Origin of the sequence: Kitasatospora sp. NPDC051170 (assembly GCF_044455705.1) — a bacterium.
GTDB lineage: Bacteria > Actinomycetota > Actinomycetes > Streptomycetales > Streptomycetaceae > Kitasatospora.
The window spans coordinates 36,520-53,266 of sequence record NZ_JBITFA010000001.1 but is presented as its reverse complement, the minus strand read 5'-3'; the positions used below and the strand labels follow the sequence as shown (position 1 = coordinate 53,266).

Sequence of the window (16,747 nt, the reverse complement as noted above, 5' to 3'; positions counted from 1 at the left end):
CGCGGGGGCGCGAGCGCGAGCAAGCGAGCTCGCGGGCTGGGCCTGTGCGGCCACGCGAACGGAAGGGCCGGCTGCGCGGCTCAGGCCGACCGTTCGAAGGGTCGATGACGGCGGTGTCGAAGGGGCGGATGCCGTAGGTCGGGCCGCGTTACTCCAGGCCCGGCGCCACCGGCTGCCCGTCCCGAAGCCCCGCCGTTGGTCCGTGGGCGGAGACTGCGGCGGCGAGTTCGTGCAGGCGGTGTTCGGAGGGGCTGCCGGGCTGGGCGGTCCAGACGACGATGTGCTGGTCGGGGGTGGTGGAGCTGGTGAGGGTGTCCCAGTCCAGGGTGAGGTCGCCGACGAGCGGGTGGCGGAAGTGCTTGTTGCCCGCGCCCTGGACGGCGACCTCGTGGCCCTGCCACCACCGCTGGAAGTCGGGTTGGTCGGCCATCTGCGCGAGGAGCCGGTGCAGGCGGGGGTCGTCGGTGCGGCCGGCGGTGTTCATGCGCAGGTAGGCCACGCAGGAGCGGGCGCCGCCGTCCCAGTCGCCGTAGCGGTCGCGCAGGGCCGGGTCGTTGAAGAGGAGCCAGACGTAGTTGCGCCGCGGCTCGGGGTGGAGCGCGAAGTCGGTGAGCAGGGCGGCGGCCAGGGGGTTCCAGGCGAGGACGTCCATGGTGTCGGTGAGCACGAGGGCCGGACAGGTGGTGAGCTGGCCGAGGAGGCGCCGGCCCGATTCGCTGACCTGCGCGCCCGAGGGGGCGGGCGGATCGCTCGGAGGCCGTCCGGCGAGGCCGAGGAGGTAGGTGCGCTGGTCGGCGCTCAGGTGCAGGGCGCGGGCGAGGGCTTCCAGGACGGGGGCGGAGGCGGGCATCCGGCCCTGTTCGACGCGGGTGTAGTAGTCGGTGCTGATCGATGCCAGCCGGGCGACCTCCTCGCGGCGCAGGCCCGCGACCCGTCTGGGCGTCCCGGTGGCGGGCAGGCCGACCTGGTGGGGGTCGAGTTCGGCGCGTCGGGCCCTGAGGAAGGTCCCGAGTTCCTTCGGGTCGCCGGCGTGGCTGTTCATGGTTCCAGTCTGGCAGGGGTGCTGGGCGGGCGGTGGGGTGCGTCGCGGGCGGGGCCGGTGTCGGTCCAGGAGGCGAGGATGCGCAGGGCGTCGTGGGTGGGGGTGCCGGGTTCGGCGGTCCAGAGGACGAGCTGCTGGTCGGTGTCGGTGGTGCTGGCGAGGGTGTCCCAGTCGAGGGTGAGGTCGCCGACGACGGGGTGTCGCAGGGTCTTGGTGCCGATCCCGCGGACGGCGACGTGGTGGGCGGCCCACCAGCGGCGGAAGTCGGCGTCCTGGAGGGAGAGTTCGCCGACCAGGGCGGCGAGGCGGGGGTTTCCGGGATCGCGGGCGGCCTCCATGCGCAGTTGGGCCACGCAGGTGTGGGCGACGCTCTCCCAGTCGGCGTAGAGTTCCCGCATTCTCGGGTCGGTGAAGACGAGCCGTATGTAGTTCCGCTGTTTCTCCGGGATTTCCGAGAAATCGGCGACCAGGGCGGCCGCGAGCGGATTCCAGGCGAGGATGTCCATGCGCCGGCCGAGGACGATCGCGGGGGTGGTGTTCAGGTCGTCCAGCAGTCGGCGCAGTCTCGGCTGGACCTTCTGCAGGGTGCGGCGAGGGGGCCGGTTGTCGGGCCGTCCGGCGAGCCCGAGCATGTAGTCGCGCTGGTCGTCGTCCAGGTGCAGGACGCGGGTGAGGGCGTCGAGCACCGGCGCCGACGCCTGGATGCGCCCCTGCTCCAGGCGGGTGTAGTAGTCGGTGCTGATGGCCGCCAGCTGGGCGACCTCCTCCCTGCGCAGCCCGGCCACGCGCCGGCGCCCGGTGTCTGCGGGAAGTCCGACGGTGCGGGGGCTCAGCTCGGCCCGGCGGGCCCTGAGGAAGGCCCCGAGCTCCTCGGGATGCGCGTTGCTGGTCATGCGATCCAGTCTGACCCGTGACGCAAGTCCGGTGGGAGGGAGAGTTTCCTCCCTGGATAAGTCCCTCCCGGGAAGGAAATCTCCTCTTCAACGGGACAGCGGGGCGTGCGAGTGTTTGTGGTGTGCCCCGCAGAACACTTCCTGGAATCCGGGAGATGTCCGGTCGCGGAGATTCGTGAATCTCCGCCGTTGCGCACCGCCGGGACATCTGGCGCGGGGCACACGATCATCGGGAGAGAAATTCATGGAATTCGTCGAATCCGCGGCCACGAGCAAGGCCCCGGCCGAGTGGTTCACGGGCGACGTGTGGTGGGACGTGGTCCACCCCGGCCAGGCCCCGTCCCGGATGCGGGTCAACCTGGTGCGCTTCGCCCCCGGCGCCCGCACCCACTGGCACTCCCACGTGCTGGGCCAGAGCCTGCACGTCGTCTCCGGCACCGCCCTGGTCGGCACCCGCGACGGAGTGGTCCTCGAAGCCCGCCCCGGCGAGCTCGTGGTCTGCCCTCCCGGTGAGGAGCACTGGCACGGTGCGGCGCCGGACCGGTTCATGGAGCACCTGGCGATGTGGGAGGGGCCCGGTGACGGCAGCCCGGAGACCACCTGGCTGGAGCCCGTCACCGACGAGCAGTACGCCGCCGCCCGCACCACCAGCCACTGACCGGCCGCCCACCCCCACTCTCGTCCGGAAGGAAGGCACAACCGCCATGAGCACCGTCAACCGGGTCCTCGTCGTCGGGGCCACCGGCCGCACCGGCCGGCACGTCGTCGCCGCCGCGAAGGACCGGGGCCTGACCCCCGTCGCCCTGGCCCGCAACGAGGCCCACGCCCGCCGGCTGCTGCCCGGCACCGAGATCGCCGTCGCCGACCTGGAGTCGCCCGAGGCCCTGGCCGACGCCGTACGCGGCGTCGACGCGGTGGTCTTCGTCCACGGCTCCGACGACGACGCCCGCCCCGACTCCTTCGAGCGCGTCGACTACGGCGGCGTCGCCCACGTCCTGGCCGCACTCGGCGACCGGCGCCCCAGGATCGTCCTGCAGACGACGATCTTCGTCACCCGCCGCGACCACCCCTTCAACCAGGGCGGCCACGCCCTGGACTGGAAACGCCGCTCCGAGCGCCTCGTGCGGCTCAGCGGCGCCCCCTACACGATCGTGCGGCCCGGCTGGCTGGACGCCGGGCCCGGCGGGGACCACCTGCGCGTCGAACAGGGAGATACCGGCGAGGACGGCATCGACCGCACGGCCCTCGCCCGCCTGCTGGTCGCCGCCCTGCTCGACGACGAGGCGGTCGGCCGCACCTTCGAGGCGTTCTCCGGCCCCGGCCCCTCGACCACCGACTTCACCGCCCTGTTCGCCCAGGCCAGGCCCGACGCCGCAGGCGCCCTGGACGCCGTCGAGGACCGCGCCAACCTGCCCCTGGAGCGCGAACCGGCCCGCGTCCGCGAGGACCTCGACCACCTGCGCGCCCGCTGAGCCCGTCCCCGAGCCCCCCTTCGCACACCCCCGTCACCAGGAGCACCACCATGCAGTCCACCACCTTCCCCAACGGCCCGATCACCATGGCCGGCAACCTGTTCCTCCCCGAGGACTTCGACCCGAACGGCAGCTACCCCGCGATCGTCACCGTCCACCCGGGCGGCGGCGTCAAGGAGCAGACCGCTGGCCTCTACGCGAAGAAGCTCGCCGAACAGGGCTTCGTGGCCCTGGCCTTCGACGCCTCCTACCAGGGTGAGAGCGGCGGCGAGCCGCACTTCCTGGAGGACCCCGCGCGCCGGGTCGAGGACGTCCACGCCGCCGTCGACCACCTGCAGTCCCTGCCCTACGTCGACGCCGACCGCGTCGGCGTCCTGGGCGTCTGCGCCGGCGGCGGCTACGCCGTCAACGCCACCATGACCGACTCCCGGATCCGGGCCGTGGCCACGGTCAGCGCCCTCAACATCGGCAGCGCCTGGCGCAAGGGCTGGTACGGCGCCGACCAGGACAGCGCGGCCCTGCCGGTGCGCGACGCCGCCTCCCAGGCCCGGCAGGCCCAGGCCGCCACCGGCGCCGAGCCCGTCATGGCCCCCTACGTCCCGGCCGAGCTCGACGGGAACACCCCGCGCGACCTCGCCGAGGCCCACGACTACTACCTCACCCCCCGCGCCCAGCACCCGAACGCCCGGAACCAGTACCTCCTGGGCCTGAGCATCCCGCGCATCCTCGCCTTCGACGCCTTCCACCTCGTCGAGGACCTGCTCACCCAGCCGCTCCTGATGGTCGCCGGCAGCGAGGCCGGCTCGCTGTGGCACAGCACCGAGCTGCACGCCAAGGCCCGCGGCCCCAAGAAGCTCGTCATCGTCGAGGGCGGCACCCACATGGACTTCTACGACGTGCCCAAGTACGTCGACCAGGCCGTCCGGGAAGCCGTGCCGTTCTTCAACGACAACCTCGCCCCCCGCGCCTGAGCGACCCCGACCCACGGGGGCGGCGCCCGGACACCTCCCGGGTGCCGTCCCCACCCGTCCACGTATGTCGCGGTCCGGGCCGGAGCAGACGGTCCGGCCGCCGGGCGGAGCGGGGCCGGGAGGCCGCCTTGGAGCAGGTGGAGCCGCGCTGGCCTGGGCGGCGGTAGCGGTGGGGGGAGGGGCGCTGCGTGGTCAGTGCTCGCCGAAGAAGATCTCGCGGACCTCGCGGGCGGCGTAGTAGACCAGCACGTACCCGGCGGCCGGGTCCGCCCACCACCAGCCGAGGGTGCTGTTGAGGACCAGGCCGAGCAGGACGGCGGCGGCGAGTAGGCCGTCGATCAGGGTGACCCGGCCCTCGGTCCTGAGTACGGGGTTGTCCAGGGCCGCGCCGGTGCGGGCCTTGCCGGAGGCGAGTGCGAACATCACGGCGGCGGTGATGGCCGTCCAGGCGATTCCGAGCGTCGAGTGGTGCGGGTGGAAGCCGCTGACCAGGACGATCGTCGACTGCGCCAGCAGGTAGAGCCCGAGCAGCCCGAAGCCAAGCCCGATCAGTTTCAGCGCCCGCTTCCGCCGGTCCTCGCCGGTGCCGGACAGTTCCCAGATCACGACGGTGGAGGCGCCGATCTCGATCAGGGAGTCCAGGCCGAAGCCGGCCAGCGCGACGGAGCGGGCGTTGATCGCGGCGATCGCGAGCACCACGATGCCGATCACGTTCCAGCCCAGAGTGGTGTATTCGAGGGCGAAACCCCGGCGGAGCAGGGTCTGGTGGGAGACGGCGTCCAGGGTGTTCACCGGCGGATTCTCGCAGATCACGTCGATCCTCAGAAGTGGAGGAGGAGGGTCTCGCCCGGCAGGGCGGCCGCCTCCGTGCCGCGCTCGGGACGACCTGGCCGGCTGGAGAGCCGGGCGCCTCCGGCCTGGGTGGGGACGGGGATCTGGAACATCCTCGAACTCACCGGGCCGGAGGCGTACTGCGTTTTGGTCAGGCTATGTCGAGATAGAACGTGGTTCCCGAGTCGCTGATGGTGGCGAGCTGACAGTTCACCGTTCCCCCGGGGCCGGTGGCGGCGGTCACCCCGGATCCCGTCGCCATGCGCAGGCATGCGTTCTGGAAGGTCGCCGACCCGATGACGAACGAGCCGTTGGGCTGCGCGAGGAGGATGAACTTCTCGTAGAGCCCGGCGGTGTACTGGCAGTTGACCGTTCCTCCGCCGGCTCCGCTGGTGGGAACCGCGCTGGCGTCCATGCGGAGGAACACGTTCGGGGAGGCCGCCGACTCGATGGCGTAGGTGTTGTTCCCCTGGGCTTGGAGTCTGACCGCAGTCTGGGGGCCGGAGCCGAACTGGCAGTTGACCTTCCCTCCGCCGGGGGCGGTGTTGGCGACCACTCCGGCGGCGTCCATGCGCAGGAACACATTCGGGAAGGAGGCCGACCGAATGGTGATCGGCACTCCGCCGAGCACGGCAAGGTCATTCGCGGTCAAGGGCATGGTGTCCATCCTTCGATCTGGGAGTTGCGCGGGCGGGCTGGGGTCGGTGTGCCGTGCGGGGTCAGCCGAGGCGGATCAGGCCGGCGGTGGCGGTGGCCGGTGCCATGTGTTCTGCCTCCCGCGGGTACAGAAGCCCGGCCGAACGGACGAGCTCTGTTCGATCACGCTACCTTCAAGGAACATGACGAATCGTGAGATGAATGATGGTGACCATTTCTATTCGTCCATAGTCGGAATCTGATCGTCCGGCAGAAGTGGAGGGTGCGGCTACTCAGCCGACCGTTGCGGTGGGGCGAGGGCCTGTGGGGGCGGGGGAGGGGCGGTAGCGCTCGGTGTGGCCCTCGATGTGGAGGTGGGGGAGGCGGCGGTCGAGCCAGGAGGGGAGCCACCAGTTGGCGCCGCCGAGGAGGTGCATGACGGCGGGGACCAGGAGCAGGCGGACGAGGGTGGCGTCGATCAGGATGGCCGAGCCCATGCCGACGCCGATCACCTTGATCGGGAGGTCGGGGGAGGGGACGAAGGCCGCGAAGACGGAGACCATGATGGCCGCCGCCGCGGTGATCACCCGGGCGGTGCCCGCGAGGCCGGTGACGATGGACTGCGCGTTGTCGCCCGAGTGCAGCCAGGCCTCGCGCATGCGGCTGACCAGGAACACCTCGTAGTCCATCGAGAGGCCGAACAGGACGGCGAAGGTCAGGACGGGGACGAAGGCGGGCAGCGGGGTGGGGTTGTCGATGCCGATCAGACGGCCGGCGGTGCCACCCCGCAGGACGAGGGCGACCACGCCGTACGCGGCGCCCACGGAGAGCAGGTTCATCACGGCGGCCTTGAGGGCGACGGCCAGACTGCGGAAGGCGACGAGCAGCAGGAGCATCGACACCGTGACCACGCCGCCGACGAGCAGCGGGATGCGGCGGGCGATGTTGTCGGTGCTGTCGATCGCGGCGGCGGTCGCCCCGCCGACGTGCACCCGGACGCCGGGGCCGGCGGCGGTCGGCAGGACGTGCTCGCGGAGCTCACGGACCAGGGCCTTGGTGGCCGTGCTCTGCGGCCCGGTCGCCGGAGCGACCGTCAGGAGCAGGGAGTGGCCGTCGGCGCTGGGCAGCGGCGGGGTGACGGCCACCACGCCGGGCACCGACCGCAGCCTGTCGGGGAGTGAGGCCGCCGCGTCGGGCCGGGTGCCGGGCGCCAGTTCGGCGACCAGGACGAGCGGGCCGTTGCTGCCCGGTCCGAAGCCGGCGGCCACCGTGTCGTACGCCTGCCGGTTGGAGCGGCCGGCGGGATCGTTGCCCGCGTCGGGGAAGCCGAAGCGGACGCCGAGGAACGGCGCCGCCAGCGCCAGCAGGACGAGCACCCCGGTGACGGCGCCGAGGACGCGGTGGCGCTGGACCAGGCGGCTCCAGCGCAGCCAGCCGGTGCCCGCCGGCTGCTCGGGGCTGCGGCGCCGCGGCAGCGGCAGTCGGAGGCGCTCGATGTGCCGGCCGAGGTAGCCGAGCAGGGCGGGGAAGAGGGTCGCGGAGGCGGCGAGGACCACCAGGAGGGAGAGGACCGCCGAGACGGCCGCCCCGCGCATGAAGGACAGGCCCATCGCGAACAGCCCGAGCATGCTGACCACCACGGTCAGCCCGGCGACCACGACCGCGCGCCCGGCGGTGTCGAGGGCGGCGACCGTGGCCTCCTCGGGCGCCAGCCCCTCGGCGCGCCACTCGCGGAACCGGGTGACCAGGAGCAGCGCGTAGTCGATGCCGACGCCGATGCCGAGCATCGCGGCGAGCGAGGTCGACCAGTCCGGCACCGGCATGACCGCGGCGAGGACGGGCAGCGCGGTGGTGCTGACGGCGAGCCCGCCGAGGGCGGTGAGCAGCGGCAGGCCGGCGGCGACGACCGAGCCGAAGGTGATCACCAGGATCACGGCGGCGGCCGCCATGCCGATGCCCTCGGAGCCGATCGCGCCCTGTTCGGCCTGCTGGACGGTCATGCCGCCCAGGTGGACCCGGAGTCCGCCGGAGCCGAGTCCGTTAGAGCCGAGTCCGTCGGAGGCCGTGGCGGCGAGGTCGAGCAGGCGCTGGGTGTCGGCCTTGGGCATGTCGGGAGCGTTGGCGACGTCGAGGTGGAGCTGCCCGAGCGCCGTGCGGCCGTCGGGTGACACCTTGCCGCGCGGGCCGTACGGGTCGTCGATGCCGCTGACGTGCGGCACGGCGGCCATCCGCGTGAGCAGGTCCTTGGCCCGGGCGCGGGTGGCGGCGTCGGTCACGCCGCCGTCGGCCGACAGCACCAGGTTGATCGACTCGCCGCCGAGCCCGGGGAAGTCGCGCGCGAGCAGCTGCTGGGCCTGCTTGGAGTCCGAGCCGGGGGCGCTGTAGTCCGCGCTGTACTTCGCGCCGAAACCGGCCGAGAGGCCGAAGACCGCGCCGGCGGCGAGCAGCCACAGCAGCACCGTGCGGCCCCGGTGGCGGAAGCTCCAGCCGGCTATTCGGCCGAGCGGGCCGGGCCGGTGCGGGCCCCGGCTCCCGGCGGTCGGCCGTCCTTCGTCGCGTGCTGCCTGGGACATGAGTTCCTCCGTCGTACGTGGCGAGGGGCGGCGCCCCGCAAAAGCGTTATGCCTCGTAACGCTGTTATGAGGCGTAACGTATCCGTCGACGGGTACGGATTGTCAATGCGGTGCCGCGCCGTGCCGTCCCGCACCGAGCGAACGGGAGACGCGATGACCGAGATGGGCGAGGCCCGCACCCGCCGTGAGCGGCTGCGCGCGGGCACGGTGGAGGAGATCAAGCAGGCGGCCCTCGGTCTGATCGCCGAGCACGGCAGCGCCAACCTGCGCTTCACCGACATCGCCCGCAGCCTCGGCATGACCGCGCCCGCGCTGTACCGGTACTTCGCCGACCGGGACGAGCTGCTGACCGCGCTCGTCGCCGACTCCTACGACAGCCTGTCGGAGGCGCTCAGGGCGACCAGGGCCACCGTCACCCCGGACGACCTCGACGGCCGCTTCCACGCCGCCTGCGCGAGCTACCGCGCCTGGGCGCAGCAGCACCCGGAGCGCTTCGCCCTCATCTTCGGCTCCCCGGTGCCCGGGTACGCCGCCCCGGTCGACGGACCGACCACGGCGGCCGGGCTGCGGGTGAAGGAGCACATGCTCGAGCTCGTGGCGGACACGGCCGAGCGCGGCCGGCTCGGCACCCCGCTGGTCCCCGATGCCGTGGAGGCGACCATGCTCGCCTGGGCCACCGTGCACGGCTTCGTCACGCTGGAGGCGCACGGGCATTTCAGCGCGCTCGACCAGGAGACGCGCGACCGCCTCTTCACCGTCCAGGCGGGCCTGGCCGCGCGCACCGCAGGTCTCGCGACGCCGGCGGAGCTGTCCTGAGGCGTGCTGGAAAGGCGCCCGCCCGCCCGCCGTCGGTGCGGCGGGCGGGCGGGCGAGGCAGGGGCGGAGGTCAGTTCTCCAATCCGAAGTAGCGGGTCAGGTACTCGATGATCTCCGGGGCGTGGGGCAGGAGTTCGGGCAGCTGGGCGGCGAGGGCGGTGCGGGTGGCGGCGGCGAGGGCCGCGCTGCTGGTGGCGGCGGGGCGGACGTACGGTTCGAGGCGCCTGATCAGCTCGTAGTTGCTGTCGATGTTCTCGGCGCGCATCGCCTTCTCCAGCGGCGGCGCCCCGGCCGGCGGGATGGGCGCGAGCACCCGGCTGACGTAGGTGACCCGGTGCAGGACGCGCCAGCACGGGGGCTTCGCGGAGCTCTGGCGGGTCTGCCGCAGGGCGGCGGCGTCGGGGGCGTCGCTGTTCGACAGCCAGGTCGGGTCGACGACCTTGTTGTAGAAGTCGTCGAAGTTGGCGCTGGTCTCGCCGAGGTAGAAGGTGAGGAAGCGGTAGGCGTCCACCTTGCCCGGCACCAGTACGGGCTTGCCCGCCTTGTCGTAGTCGGGCTTGCCGTCCTTGTCCCGGCGTTGCAGGTCCCCGCTCGGCGCGCACTGGACGTCGAGGCCGAAGGTGCGGGTGGAGTCCTTGGTCTTGGCCTTGGTGAGGCTGAGGCTGCCGCCCCGCGAGGCGTCGAGGTGGATGGAGAAGCCGAAGGGGCCGAGGCCGAAGCTGAGGTCGAGGGAGCCGCCGACCGTGGCGCTCATGTTGTACGCGCCGGAGGTGGTCTCGCTGACGGCGTCGGTGGCCTCGGTGGTCTCGGCGAAGAAGCCGCCCTGGGCCGTCCAGACGTAGGTGTTGACCAGGTCCCGGCGCGCGAAGCCGCCGGCGCTCTTGCTGCCGGCGGTGGTGCGGCGGGTGTCCGGGCCGGTGAGCACGCCCATCGAGTGCAGGGCCGACTTGGCCTGCGCCTTGGCCGCCTCGTCGATGGTGTTGCGGTCGATCTCGGTGGAGATCGACTCGTAGAAGGCTTGCAGCCGCTGCTGGTCGCGGGTGATCCGGCGCTTCAGCGCGTAGGCGTCCCGCGGCTTGAAGTAGCTGTACTCGCCGTAGCCGGTGGCGGTGGGGTAGTCGGGATCGGTGACCTTGCCCTGGTCGTTGAAGCCGACCGCGCCGTCCAGGGTGCCCTGCTTGGTGTAGCGGGGGTTGATCGGGAAGTGGATGATGTTCCAGTCCAGCGGGATGTCCGGGTTGGGCATCATCCGGTAGGCGACCAGGGCGCCGGTGTGCGCCAGGCGCAGCGCGAAGACGTCGGCGGTCTGCGACTGCACCAGCGCCATGCCGGTGTTGGCGGGCACGTACCGGCGGCCGATGGCGGAGTTCAGCACCTTGGCCGGGTCCTCGACGTACCCGGTCAGCGCCAGCTTGGTCTTGCGGGCGGTGTTCGTGCCCTGGCTGATCCTGGTGTCCTCGCTCCAGGAGTTGGAGAACTCCAGGCTGCCCGTCACGGCGAGCTTCAGCTGGGCCTTGGCCGCCGGGGTCGCGACGCCGAAACCAAGCGGTGCGGCGACCGCCATGGCGCCGGCGTCGGTCTCGGCGCCGAACGAGACGTTGAAGGCGGTGTTGGTGCTCTCGGTCTTGCTGGCGGACAGGCTCTGCAGCACCTGGTCGGCCTCGGTGAACTCCACCGAGGAGGCTCCGGCGTAGCCGTCGGACTTGTCGGTGAGGTTCTCGGACGGCACGGGCGGGGCGCCCTCGATGTAGCCCATGAGCTGCGGGTCGAACTGGGCCTGGCCGACCCATTCGGTGATCAGGTCGCCGACCTTGTAGCCGGTGATGAGGTGCCAGCGGCCGTCGCGGACGAAGCCGTAGCAGCGCTTGAGCACGCCGATCGCCTGGCCCCTGGCGTCGTACTGGAGGTCGGCGTACTCGGTGGCGCCGGGGGCTCCGGCGATGGTGCTGTGGAAGGGCGTGCGCACGTCGGCGAGGGCCGAGCGGACCTGGGCCGTGTCGGCGGAGACGGGCGCGGTGGAGAGCAGGATGCGCGGCCGCGTCGGGGAGAAGTTCAGGTCGTTGGCGCGCAGCCCCTCGTCGCGCACCGAGGCGCTGCCGGGTGCGGTGGAGTCCTTGTCGAACGGCCAGTAGCCGAGCAGGTCCTGCTTGTCCCCGCGCAGGCGGGTGAACAGGTTGTCGGAGATCTGCTCCCGGGTGCGGACGGTGCGCCAGATCCGCACCTCCTCCAGGGTGCCGGTCAGCAGCTCCGTCGGCTTGCCGCCCACCAGGCGGGCGCCCAGGGTGAGTTGGTGGTCGCCCGAGGCGTCGCGGTCCTGGGCGGTCGGCGTGCCCTCGGACAGCGGGTCGCCGTTGCGGTAGAGCCGCAGGATGCTGGCCCTGGGGTCGGGGTCGCGGGTCCAGCGGGCGCCCCGCAGTTTCGCGGGGAAGGAGCCGCTGAGGTCGAGGGTGACGTTGCCGGCGTTCTCGTTGAAGGGCCAGCAGGCCAGGAGCCCCTTGTCGCGCGGGCTGACGGGCAGCCCGAGCTGGGGTGCGGTGCGCGCGGTGTTCCACAGCCGCACCTCGCCCAGGACGCCGCGCAGCCCCCGGCCCATCTCCACCGGGCTAGTGTTGGCCTGCGAAGTGGCCCCGCCCCATGAGGTGGTGAGGACCAGCTTGCCGTCGAGGTACAGGTAGATGCGGACGTCCTGCGTGGCGGGGCCGGCCTCGCCCGCCTTGATGTTGCCGGCGGTGTCGGGCTGGCGCTGCCTCACCACGGTCACCCGGTGGAAGGCGCCCAGGGTCACGGTCTCGGTGGAGGTGAAGCGCGCGGCCTTGCCGCCGGCGTCGGCGAAGGCGAACTCCAGCCGGCCGTCGGCCAGGACGCTCAGCTGGTACGGGACGCCGTCCCGGCCGCCGTCGACCACCGATCCCTTGGAGACCAGGACCGCGGGTTTGCCCAGCTGCTCGATCTGGACGAACGCCTCGATGGTGAGGTCCTCCAGGATGTTCAGCGAGTCCTGCGAGGCCACCGACAGGCCCTCGCCGCCCTCCGGGCGCACCGCCCAGGACTGCGTGAAGGTCGCGGCGACGTGGCCCCACTCGTTGCACGGGAAGCGCTCGGCCGACCGCATCACCTGGTTGCCCACCCGGGCGACCACCTGGTAGCCCTTGATCGGCGAGGCCGTGTCGTTCGTCCCCTCGAAGTTCCAGTGGCCTATCAGCCCGGGCTCCATGCCGCCCAGCCGCTGGAACCGCTGGGCGAGGATCTCCTGCGGGGTGCGGACCCGGTCGAAGACGCGGACCTCGTCGATCTGGCCGTAGAGGGAGGTGTTGCTGAACTCCTGCCGGCCCAGGACCAGCGGCCCGTTGCCGAGGTAGGCCCCCTTGGCGACGTCCTTGGCGACCTCGACGCCGTCCCGGTAGACGAAGCGCTCGCGGGTGGCGTTGCGGTACACCACGGCCCAGTGGTGCCACTCCAGGTCGGTGTAGGTCTGCGTGGTGGTCAGGTCGTCGGCGTACAGCCCGAAGCCGAAGGCGCCGTTGGGCTCGAAGTGCAGGTGCAGCGTGCGGTCCGTCTGGCCGCCCGGCAGGTGGCCGTGGGTCAGCAGCGGCTCCCGGACGCCGCGGACGCTGTCCCGCTTGGCCCACAGCTCGACGGTGAAGTCGCGGTTCGACAGGTCGAGCGAGCCGGTCAGCTCGACCTTGGAGTTGCCCAGGAACTGCCACACCGGGAGGCCGGCGGCGGCGAGCGCCAGGGAGTAGCTCGCCCCGTCCGTCCTGCCGTGGACGAGCCGGCCCTGCCCGGCCTCGGGGTTGACCCACGCCTCCAGGCTGAGGTCGCCGGCCGGGGTGACGGCCGGGTACTTGGCGGCGGGCAGCGTCAGGTACTGGTCCTTGCCGTCGAACTGGAAGGCGCGGCCGGGCATTTCGGCCCGCCAGCGGCAGCCGCGACCGGCGACGGACTCCTTGGCGGTGCCGTTGGGGACGGATTCGACCCCGCCCGGAGCCAGCCCGATCAGCCGGGATCCGCCGGACAGCAGGACCCCGGGGCGGGTGGACTGTGCCTGGCCCCAGTCGTAGGCGACGAGGCTGACCTTGTCGCCGGGCTTGATCGCGGTGCCCGCTGCGGTGAGGGTGAGGCTCTTGGAACCGACCGGGGCCTCGGCGGACGCGGCGTAGTTGGTGCTGCCGATGAGCAGGTGGGCCCGGGCCGGGACGCGGACGGTGGTGGCGGAGGTGAACTCCACCGTGCTGCCGGTCACCTTCGCGACCGCGCCGACCGTGACCGGCCGGCCGGGGTTCCCGGCCAGTGCGGCCGCCAGCTGGTCGGCCTTGCGCGGCAGGGACTTCCAGGTCTCGGTGACCGTCCCGACGGTGACGGTCAGGTCGCACCGGTCGGGGGCGTCGCCGTCGCCGATCCGGATGGTGCAGGTGTCCAGGGTGACGGCGGGGTCGCGGGCGAGGAAGGCGAGCGTGCCGCCGTCCCCGGCCAGTGTCCGGGTGCCGCGGATGACGCCGGTGTCGTAGTACACGGCGAAGAACTGCCCGTTGAGCCCGCGGAAGTACAGCACGAGGTTGCCGGTGCCGCTGTCCATCAGGGCCGGCCGGTCGGGGCCCTGGGCGAAGTCCAGCAGGCAGCCGGACAGGCTCAGGCCGGTGGCGTCCACCGCGAGCAGCGGCATGGCCAGCGTCAGGTCGTCGTCGCCCTGCGCGGCGTTCGTCAGGGCGGCCAACTTGCTCTGGGCGTCCTGCAGTTCCGCCTGCCTGGCGGTGAGCGCGAGGTTCAGCTCGCTGGTGCGCTCCTTGGCCGTGCGCGCCTCCTGGAGCTTGCGGCGCAGCTCGTCCATCTCCGCCTTCTGCGGGAGGTACTTCTTGTCCAGCCCCGACCGCATGCCGAGGTTCACCAGGACGAGCAGACCCGACTCCGCCGTGAGGCACTCGCTCGACTGGTATACGAAGGGGTTCGTGACCGCGGAGGGCGAGCCGATCGCGAGCCGGCTCTTCCGGTTGACGAGGCGGATCTCGCGCGTGACGGTGGCGTCGTTGTTGGTGGTGACCAGCTGGAACTGCGAAGCAGGGTTGTTCGGTTCGGCCTTGAGCAGGTTCACCCGGGCGTTCTCCGCCGTCGAGTCGCCTTCGATGTGCAGCTCCTGCTTGGCCGAGTCGGCGACCACCAGGAAGTAGGAGCTGTCCTCCGGTCGGCTGCTGACGGGCTCCAACCGCCAGACCGCCTTGATCTGCTGGTCGCCCTTGTCCTCGCCGAAGATCCCGAGGCTGGTGCCTCCGGCGGATCCGGCGAAGAACAGCCACTGCGACCGGTAGCCGTTCGGCATCACATGCTCGGTCTTGAGCCTCAGGTTGTAGGCGTAGGCGCCCGGGAGGTCCTTCTCGGCGAGGTAGCTCCGCTCCAGGGCGTCGAAGTCCGGCTTCCTCCGGGCCTCTTCCGCCTCGTACTCGTCCGCCTTGCCGGCAGCGCCGGCCAGCTGGGCGATCTTCTGCCGCAGGTCGGCGATCTCCGGCTCCAGCCGCTTGATCGTCTGCTGCAGGACGCTGAGCTGCTCCGAGTCCTGCCCCTTCACCGGTCGCTTGAGCGAGGTCGGGGCCAGGACGTCCGGGGCCTGGGCCAGCCGGCCGTCGCGGCCGACGGCGAAGTCCAGGGCGGCCGTGGACGGGCCCTGGGCGTCCTTGGCGACGAACGCCAGCATCACCCGGGCCTGCCGCTTGGCGGGCTTGGGGTCGGGGCGGTACCCGGCGACCACGTTCTCCTGCTGGTGGTAGAGCACGGCCGACATGCCGGACTCGACCGTGCGCCCGTCGAGGGTGAAGCTGTCGCGCCGCACCCCCGGGTGGTCGCCGACCGGGGCGTCCGAGCCCGTCCATTCCACGCCGCCCTTGAGGGTGCCGTGCAGCGCGTTGTCCGTCTGGTCGTAGGCGGTGGTGCCCGAGCCCTCGTCGAAGCGGTAGTAGGCCACCAGGCCGGGATCGTTGCCGATCAGCCGGTGGTTCATGCTGTCGCCGAGCTCGGCCTCCGAGCGCGCCCGGTTCCACACCCGGAGCTCGTCGAGGTCGCCGTCGAAGTGGTCGCCCGCGCCGTCCTTGCCGATCAGGGTGTTCGCGCCGGTGGCCGGGGTGAAGGGCAGCGCGCCGCTGCCGGCCGGCTTGCCGTTGACGTACAGCCTGGCCGTCTTCCCGTCGAAGGTGGCGGCGATGTGGGTGTAGACGTCGGTGGGGACGGTCTCGGTGGAGGTCAGCGGGGAGGGCGACCCGGTGTGGGTGAGGGTCACCGCGCCGGTGGTGTCCACGGCCAGCTGGTACTCCCCGTCGCGGCCGAGCACCGGGCCGTCGTGGGAGGTCGGCTTGACCCATGCCTCGATCGAGTAGGCCCCGCCCGCGAAGCGCAGCGCCGCGGGATCGCCCAGGTCGACGTACGGGTCGGTGCCGGTCAGCCGCAGCGCCGTCTCCGCGTAGCCCTCGGTGCCGGTCACCGGGACCAGCTCGCGCCCGGTGAACGGACAGGTGCCCGGGCTGCGCTCGAACACCGCGTCCCGGTAGGTCGCGTCCGGGCTGGTGTAGAAGCGGGTGCCCTGGATGTTGAACAGGCCCTGGGCACCCTGCTCGATGTTGAAGCAGTCGACCCGGCCGGTGGCGTCGTTGTGCGCGAAGAGCTGCCATCGCTGCACGTTGCTGATCGCGGTCGGCACGAGGACGGCGGCGAACCGGCCCCGGGTCAGGTTCCGGACGAAGGACAGCTTCTGGGTGGGCTCGTAGAACGGGCGGCCCTCCAGGTCCTCGGTGCCCAGGCTGTCCTTGGTGGACTCCGGGCGGGTGGCGTGTCTGCTGCGCTTGAAGCGCGCCTCCAGGACGGGCTTCAACTTGCCGTCCACCAGCAGGAACCGGTCGCACAGCAGGGTGTCGCGCACCAGCGGGACCTTCTTCGTGCCGCTGAGCACGTAGTCGGTGCGGGCCGCGTCGCCGGAGGAGCCGCCGCCGGTGAGCTTGTACACCGCGCCGGGGTCCGTCGCGCCGACGGACTGGCGCAGCACGACGACGTACGTGCCGTCGGAGAGCACGTGGAACGGGGCGTCGGCCGTCAGCCGCGCCGTCGTGGACAGGTACGGGTCGATCTCGGCGGGCAGCGGCCGCTCGTCGGGGCCCGCCTCCGCCCCGCCGCGCTTGACCGTCGGCATCGCCGTCGCCCCGACGACGGCGAACCCGACCTCGGCGATCTCCCGGGGGAAGGCCACTTCGGCCGGGTTCTCGCTCCAGTACGCGGTGTCGATCTCGCCCTTGGTCTGCTGGCCGGACAGGTCCAGCACCGAGTAGACGATCCGCCGGTTGGAGTCCATCGCGAAGGCGATGGTGGTGCCCTGGTGGCGGGCCATGGTCACGTGCCGGTAGGAGCGGTCCCCATACGTCTTGAGCAGGGATTCCTGAGGTGCCACTGTTCCCCTCTCACGTGCGTGGACGCCGCGATCCGGGGCCTCTGCCGGCCCGGGCGGCGTTGTACTTTCCTCGCACCCCTCACAGGGCGA

11 protein-coding genes are annotated in these 16,747 nt (G+C 72.2%); 4 read left to right on the top strand and 7 right to left on the bottom strand.

What is annotated here, in order from left to right; translation table 11 throughout:
• Positions 1-148 precede the first annotated feature (148 nt).
• Complete coding sequence (locus ACIBCA_RS00250) at positions 149-1,042, bottom strand: helix-turn-helix domain-containing protein (RefSeq protein WP_396280490.1); 894 nt, start codon at positions 1,040-1,042, stop codon at positions 149-151.
• Positions 1,039-1,935, bottom strand: a complete 897-nt coding sequence (locus ACIBCA_RS00245; protein WP_396280489.1) for a helix-turn-helix transcriptional regulator — start codon at positions 1,933-1,935, stop codon at positions 1,039-1,041. Before ACIBCA_RS00245 ends, ACIBCA_RS00250 begins: the two co-directional genes overlap by 4 nt.
• A gap of 244 nt (positions 1,936-2,179) precedes the next feature.
• Between ACIBCA_RS00245 and ACIBCA_RS00240 the strand changes: the two genes are divergently transcribed.
• From ACIBCA_RS00240 to ACIBCA_RS00230, 3 genes are read left to right on the top strand one after another with little or no spacing between them, the layout of a single operon-like run.
• Entirely contained in the window at positions 2,180-2,593 is a 414-nt protein-coding gene (locus ACIBCA_RS00240) for a cupin domain-containing protein (RefSeq protein WP_396280488.1), read from the top strand.
• 46 nt (positions 2,594-2,639) lie between these two features.
• Positions 2,640-3,407 (top strand): SDR family oxidoreductase, encoded by a 768-nt coding sequence (locus tag ACIBCA_RS00235; protein WP_396280487.1) that lies wholly within the window; start codon positions 2,640-2,642, stop codon positions 3,405-3,407.
• 50 nt (positions 3,408-3,457) lie between these two features.
• Positions 3,458-4,378, top strand: coding sequence for an alpha/beta hydrolase (locus ACIBCA_RS00230; RefSeq protein ID WP_396280486.1), 921 nt, complete (start codon positions 3,458-3,460; stop codon positions 4,376-4,378).
• A gap of 192 nt (positions 4,379-4,570) precedes the next feature.
• On the opposite strand, the gene ACIBCA_RS00225 is transcribed toward ACIBCA_RS00230, so the two are convergent.
• The 4 genes from ACIBCA_RS00225 to ACIBCA_RS00210 form a co-directional block, all read right to left on the bottom strand.
• Positions 4,571-5,170 carry a cation transporter gene (locus ACIBCA_RS00225; protein WP_396280485.1) on the bottom strand — a complete coding sequence of 200 codons (600 nt, stop codon included), beginning with the start codon at positions 5,168-5,170 and terminating at the stop codon, positions 4,571-4,573.
• Between the two features lie 29 nt (positions 5,171-5,199).
• Positions 5,200-5,322 carry a hypothetical protein gene (locus ACIBCA_RS00220; protein ID WP_396280484.1) on the bottom strand — a complete coding sequence of 41 codons (123 nt, stop codon included), beginning with the start codon at positions 5,320-5,322 and terminating at the stop codon, positions 5,200-5,202.
• Between the two features lie 38 nt (positions 5,323-5,360).
• Complete coding sequence (locus tag ACIBCA_RS00215) at positions 5,361-5,867, bottom strand: hypothetical protein (RefSeq protein WP_396280483.1); 507 nt, start codon at positions 5,865-5,867, stop codon at positions 5,361-5,363.
• 271 nt (positions 5,868-6,138) lie between these two features.
• Positions 6,139-8,418, bottom strand: a complete 2,280-nt coding sequence (locus tag ACIBCA_RS00210; RefSeq protein ID WP_396280482.1) for an MMPL family transporter — start codon at positions 8,416-8,418, stop codon at positions 6,139-6,141.
• Between the two features lie 153 nt (positions 8,419-8,571).
• On the opposite strand from ACIBCA_RS00210, the gene ACIBCA_RS00205 reads away from it, so the two are divergent.
• Positions 8,572-9,234, top strand: coding sequence for a TetR/AcrR family transcriptional regulator (locus ACIBCA_RS00205; protein WP_396280481.1), 663 nt, complete (start codon positions 8,572-8,574; stop codon positions 9,232-9,234).
• A 70-nt stretch (positions 9,235-9,304) separates the two neighbouring features.
• Here the strand turns inward: ACIBCA_RS00205 and ACIBCA_RS00200 are convergent, their stop codons facing one another.
• Positions 9,305-16,657 (bottom strand): LamG-like jellyroll fold domain-containing protein, encoded by a 7,353-nt coding sequence (locus ACIBCA_RS00200; RefSeq protein WP_396280480.1) that lies wholly within the window; start codon positions 16,655-16,657, stop codon positions 9,305-9,307.
• Between the last annotated feature and the right edge of the window lie 90 nt (positions 16,658-16,747).

Excerpts from the sequence above, each read along its gene's own strand:
- ACIBCA_RS00250 (WP_396280490.1), bottom strand. The coding sequence starts at position 1,042 with ATGAACAGCCACGCCGGCGACCCGAAGGAACTCGGGACCTTCCTCAGG.
- ACIBCA_RS00245 (WP_396280489.1), bottom strand. The coding sequence starts at position 1,935 with ATGACCAGCAACGCGCATCCCGAGGAGCTCGGGGCCTTCCTCAGGGCC.
- ACIBCA_RS00240 (WP_396280488.1), top strand. The coding sequence starts at position 2,180 with ATGGAATTCGTCGAATCCGCGGCCACGAGCAAGGCCCCGGCCGAGTGG.
- ACIBCA_RS00235 (WP_396280487.1), top strand. The coding sequence starts at position 2,640 with ATGAGCACCGTCAACCGGGTCCTCGTCGTCGGGGCCACCGGCCGCACC.
- ACIBCA_RS00230 (WP_396280486.1), top strand. The coding sequence starts at position 3,458 with ATGCAGTCCACCACCTTCCCCAACGGCCCGATCACCATGGCCGGCAAC.
- ACIBCA_RS00220 (WP_396280484.1), bottom strand. The coding sequence starts at position 5,322 with ATGTTCCAGATCCCCGTCCCCACCCAGGCCGGAGGCGCCCGGCTCTCC.
- ACIBCA_RS00215 (WP_396280483.1), bottom strand. The coding sequence starts at position 5,867 with ATGCCCTTGACCGCGAATGACCTTGCCGTGCTCGGCGGAGTGCCGATC.
- ACIBCA_RS00210 (WP_396280482.1), bottom strand. The coding sequence starts at position 8,418 with ATGTCCCAGGCAGCACGCGACGAAGGACGGCCGACCGCCGGGAGCCGG.
- ACIBCA_RS00205 (WP_396280481.1), top strand. The coding sequence starts at position 8,572 with ATGACCGAGATGGGCGAGGCCCGCACCCGCCGTGAGCGGCTGCGCGCG.